Consider the following 4296-nt stretch of genomic DNA (forward strand, 5'->3'; position numbering starts at 1 on the left):
CGCTTTGCGTGCGTCAAAATCTTTCACGGAAATCCCATGCGGCGAGGGGATGCGCGCCCCTGTCGCCAGGGACGCGCACCTCTGCGGCCTACTTCTTGGGAGTAATTTCAGCAGGCAGATACCGTGAAATTTCGAAGCCAGCGGCAACCTGACACATGGTCGGTTTTTTCCAGTTCTTCTTCATGACATTTCTCCTCTTATACCAGCCCGAAGGGACCGATCCTGTCGTTAGCCAACCATTGCAGGGCACCGACGCAATGGCTCGTCCATCAAGTTTCAAAATGGACAAATGAAACAATAGGTTTTGAAAAATTGAAAACAAACTATCGAGAATAATTGCAGTCCTTATTTCAATTGTTCGTTGCGTAGGGTTTTTTCTCCTCCAGTGGAAGGTTTGCATCTTCCCATCCATCGGCGCCGAGCGGATACCAGATCACTGAACTGTAGCCCCACTGGACGGCCCGTTTCGCCGCATTCCACGACATCCAGCAATTCGTCATGCAGTAGAACAGAACCGTGCGCGACTTGTCCGTCCCGGCCTTGGCCGCGAGGCCTTGGCGAAAATAGCTGGCGGTCTCCTGCGAAATAGCGCCGTATCCCACATTGGCCAGCCATATGCTGCCTGGAATGTCCTTTCTGACCTTGTCTCTCCATATCGTCCCTGCCGGCAAATTGGCCGGTTTGGGCGTGTCCGGCATCACGTCGAAGAAGATCGCCTTTTTCGCTCGCCACAGCGCTTCCGCTTCCACCGTCGTCACCACCCTCGCGCCTTGCAGCGTCCGCGGCACCGGCGCCCGATAGTCGTCCATCCGGAAACCGCTGGGTTCGGCGATGTCGCCAGCCCATGTCGGCTCGGCCAGACCCAGAAGGCTCGCGGCGACCAGCACGAAAATAGTCTCCCTTCCATTCATTGGGTAATCAGGTTGTCGTGTTCGTCGATCAGCGGCACGTTGTAGCTCAGCAGGATCCTGGTGATCTCCGCCTGGTTTTCCCTGATCACCCGGTTGAGCGTCCGCTTCCATTCCTGGTCCGACGGACGTACGCCCATGGTGATGCGGTAAGACATGCGCGAGCCGGTTTTTTCCTTCACCAGTGGAACGATCGTCACATCAGCTCCGAGTTCCTTGGCGTAGTAACCTGCCATCGGTCCCCACAGCACCGCCGCATCGATCTTGTGTGCCAGCATGTCCTTGATCATGACCTCCCCCATTGATGGGGTGACGCGCGTATCCACCGCAAGCGGATAGATCTTGGCGGTCCGCAGAAGCTTGTTGGCGGCCATGTTGGCGGTTGGCGGCGTGCTTTCAACGACGCCGATCGTTTTGCCTGTGAGTCTGGGATCCTCGATCGTTTCCACGCCTTCCATATCGTGGCTTTTCGGATGCACCAGCACATAGGCGGAGCGATAGTAGGCGTTGGTGTTCTGCACCAGCTCATCGCCTTGGGCATAGCCCATGATGATGTCGCATCGGTTGGCCCCCAACGTATTGCGCACGAAGCCGGTGATCGTGGGAAACCAGGTGTAGGAGACGGACTTGCGCCCGGTTTTCGCGGCAACCAGTTCGGCCAGCTTGTTTTCGAAGCCTTCGCCGCTCTTGTCGGTGAAGGGCATATTCGAGGGATCGGCGCAGACGCGCAGAATGTCAGGGTCGACCAGTTCTCCCGCCGCGCCAAGGCCGGCGCTTTGCGCATGCGCGTTCGACGGCAGCAAGGCGAGTGTGCCGAGGATCGGCAGAACGACGCGCAGCTTCAATGCATCGCGGCCGATCATGTCATCCACCCATGCAGGATGCTTCGGCATCCTTCGCCGCCTGGGCCTTGTCTTCGTGCTTGGGCGGCCTTCCGCGGGGCGCCGCGCCATCCGCGCGCGCGCGCAGATAGACGTAGAGATCGTCCAGGTAGCAATAGACGTTCTTGTTGTCGCCAAAGGCAGGCATGACGTTTTCCTTGCCGCCGCCGACATTCTTGCGGCCTTCGGCGACGATCGAGAGGAATGTGGCGTAATCCATGGTTTTCAAGCTGTTGACCAAAGCCGGCGCATAGCTCGAACCTGTCGCGTCCTGTCCGTGGCAGACATGGCAATCGGAATGATACCGGCGGTAGCCGCTGAACGTGTACCAATCGACGGTTCCGTTTTCGATCTTGTAGGTCGGATTTCCATCCGCATCCAAATACTTGCCGCCTTCTTCCTTTACCGCCTTGGCTTTTTCCATGCTGTCGTCGGCCCGGGCGAGGCTCGAGCTTGCCAGAGGCAGCAGAGCCAGGACGAAAGCCGAAATTACAATGCGAACGGACATTCAAACGCTTCCTTCATTTGCCAATGGACACGGTTTTGCTGTCGCGACCGGCATTGATCGGTGTTTTTGGGTGCGTAACCGAATCGAGAGCCCGGCCATGGCTTCCGGATGTCCGGGCTCTCGTTCTTCAAGCCTTTGGTCTCACAAGACCTGAGGCATGCTCAAGGTTCCCAGCGCATCAATCCGGGAGACCGAAGACGGTGAGCTGACCGCCCAGCGTCGTGTAGTCGGCAAGTGCCGCGTAGCCGCCGACGGCACCCAGGCCAGCTGTACCAACGACAGCGGCTTGGTCGCCTTGCGCGCGGCCCTGATCGACGGCGCCATGCCAGGCAGCGGCGTTGTCAGGCGAAAGCAGGCCGCCTGCCAGGCCGATACCAGCCCATCCACCGACGCCCGACAGAACGGCGATATACTGCTTGCCGCCCTGCTCGTAGGTCGTGATGTTGCCGATGATGCCGGACGGGGTCTTGAACTTGTAGAGTTCCTTGCCGTCCTTATCGACCGCCTTGATGTAGCCTTCGAGTGTACCGTAGAAGACGACGTCGCCATCTGTCGCCAACGCGCCCGACCACACCGAGAACTGCTCGGGCTTCGACCAGACGATCTCGCCCTTGGCCGCATCCCAGGCAATGAAGTTGCCCATGTTGCCGTCGCCGCCAGGTGCGGGATACATCGACACGGTGGCGCCAACATAAGGCTGACCGGCGGTGTAGCTCACCTTGTAAGGCTCATAGTCCATGCAGACATGGTTGGTGGGGACATAGAACAGCCCGGTCTTCGGCGAATAGGCCGCCGGCTGCTGGTCCTTCGTTCCAAGCGCCGCCGGGCAGATGCCCGTCGAGTTGGTGTCTTCGCCGTTCTGCTGGGTCGAATATTTCGCCACGACCTGCGGGCGACCATACTGTTCGCTCTTGGGGTCCATGACGACTTCGGTCGCCCAGTTCACGGCCGGATCGTATTTCTTGGCGACGAGAAGGTCGCCGGTGGCGCGATCCATGGTGTAGGCAAAACCATTGCGATCGAAATGCACCAGCACGTCGTGCTTGGCGCCGTTGACCTCCATGCCATCGACGAGGATCATCTCGTTGATGCCGTCATAGTCCCATTCGTCATGCGGGGTCATCTGGTAGAGCCATTTGGCAACACCAGTATCCGCATCGCGGGCCATGATCGTCATCGACCAGCGATTGTCGCCGGGGCGTTGGACCGGGTTCCACGTCGAGGGATTGCCGGTGCCATAATAGACCAGGTTCAGCTTGGGATCATAGGAATACCATCCCCATGTCGTGCCGCCGCCGGTCTTCCACTGCTCGCCTTCCCAGGTGTTCGTGCCGGAATCCTTGCCAACCGGCTTGCCGAGTTGCGTGGTCTTCTCGGGATCGATCAGGGTGTCTGCGTCCGGACCTTCCGAATAGGCTTTCCAGGCGAGTTTGCCATCTTTCAGATTGTAGGCGGCCAGCCAGCCGCGAACGCCGAATTCGGCGCCGGAGACGCCGATGAGCACCTTGTCCTTGACGACGACGGGGGCAGCCGTACCAGATTCGCCTTTGCCGCCATCGGTCTGGTCGCCGTTCTTGACCGACCAGACGACCTTGCCAGTCTTCGCGTCGAGGGCGACGACTGTGGTGTCGGCCTGATTGAGAATGATCTTGCCGTCACCATAGGCAACGCCACGGTTGACCGTATCGCAACACATGATCGGAATGACGTTGGGATCCTGCTTGGGTTCGTACTTCCAAAGGATCTTCCCGTCATTCTTGAGATCGAGCGCAAAGACATTGTTCGGGAAAGGCGTGTGGACATACATCACATCGCCGATGATAAGCGGTCCACCCTCGTGGCCTCGTAGCACGCCGGTGGAAAAGGTCCACTTGACCTGCAGGTTCTTCACATTGTCCGCAGTAATCTGGTTGAGTTTGGAATAGCGGGTGTTGGCGTAGTCACCCGTCTGCATTGCCCAGTTCTTCGAATCCGAAGCCAGCTTTGCAAGGTCCTCATT

General features: G+C 58.7%; 4 protein-coding genes. All 4 read right to left on the minus strand.

Annotated elements, in window-relative coordinates:
• Positions 1-350: 350 nt before the first annotated feature.
• Positions 351-911, minus strand: coding sequence for a PQQ-dependent catabolism-associated CXXCW motif protein (locus tag ENZ75_RS22985; RefSeq protein WP_027162625.1), 561 nt, complete (start codon positions 909-911; stop codon positions 351-353).
• Positions 908-1771, minus strand: a complete 864-nt coding sequence (locus ENZ75_RS22990) for a substrate-binding domain-containing protein (protein ID WP_164745859.1) — start codon at positions 1769-1771, stop codon at positions 908-910. Before ENZ75_RS22990 ends, ENZ75_RS22985 begins: the two co-directional genes overlap by 4 nt.
• Position 1772: 1 nt before the next feature.
• Positions 1773-2297 carry a c-type cytochrome, methanol metabolism-related gene (locus ENZ75_RS22995; protein WP_013532071.1) on the minus strand — a complete coding sequence of 175 codons (525 nt, stop codon included), beginning with the start codon at positions 2295-2297 and terminating at the stop codon, positions 1773-1775.
• A gap of 178 nt (positions 2298-2475) precedes the next feature.
• On the minus strand, positions 2476-4296 hold a 1821-nt coding region (locus tag ENZ75_RS23000; protein ID WP_281061265.1), incomplete at its 5' end, for a methanol/ethanol family PQQ-dependent dehydrogenase.

This window comes from Mesorhizobium sp. M7A.F.Ca.CA.002.04.1.1, from assembly GCF_004022805.1.
GTDB classification, from domain to species: Bacteria; Pseudomonadota; Alphaproteobacteria; order Rhizobiales; family Rhizobiaceae; genus Mesorhizobium; species Mesorhizobium ciceri.

Excerpts from the sequence above, each read along its gene's own strand:
- ENZ75_RS22995 (WP_013532071.1), bottom strand. The coding sequence starts at position 2,297 with ATGTCCGTTCGCATTGTAATTTCGGCTTTCGTCCTGGCTCTGCTGCCT.
- ENZ75_RS22990 (WP_164745859.1), bottom strand. The coding sequence starts at position 1,771 with ATGATCGGCCGCGATGCATTGAAGCTGCGCGTCGTTCTGCCGATCCTC.
- ENZ75_RS22985 (WP_027162625.1), bottom strand. The coding sequence starts at position 911 with ATGAATGGAAGGGAGACTATTTTCGTGCTGGTCGCCGCGAGCCTTCTG.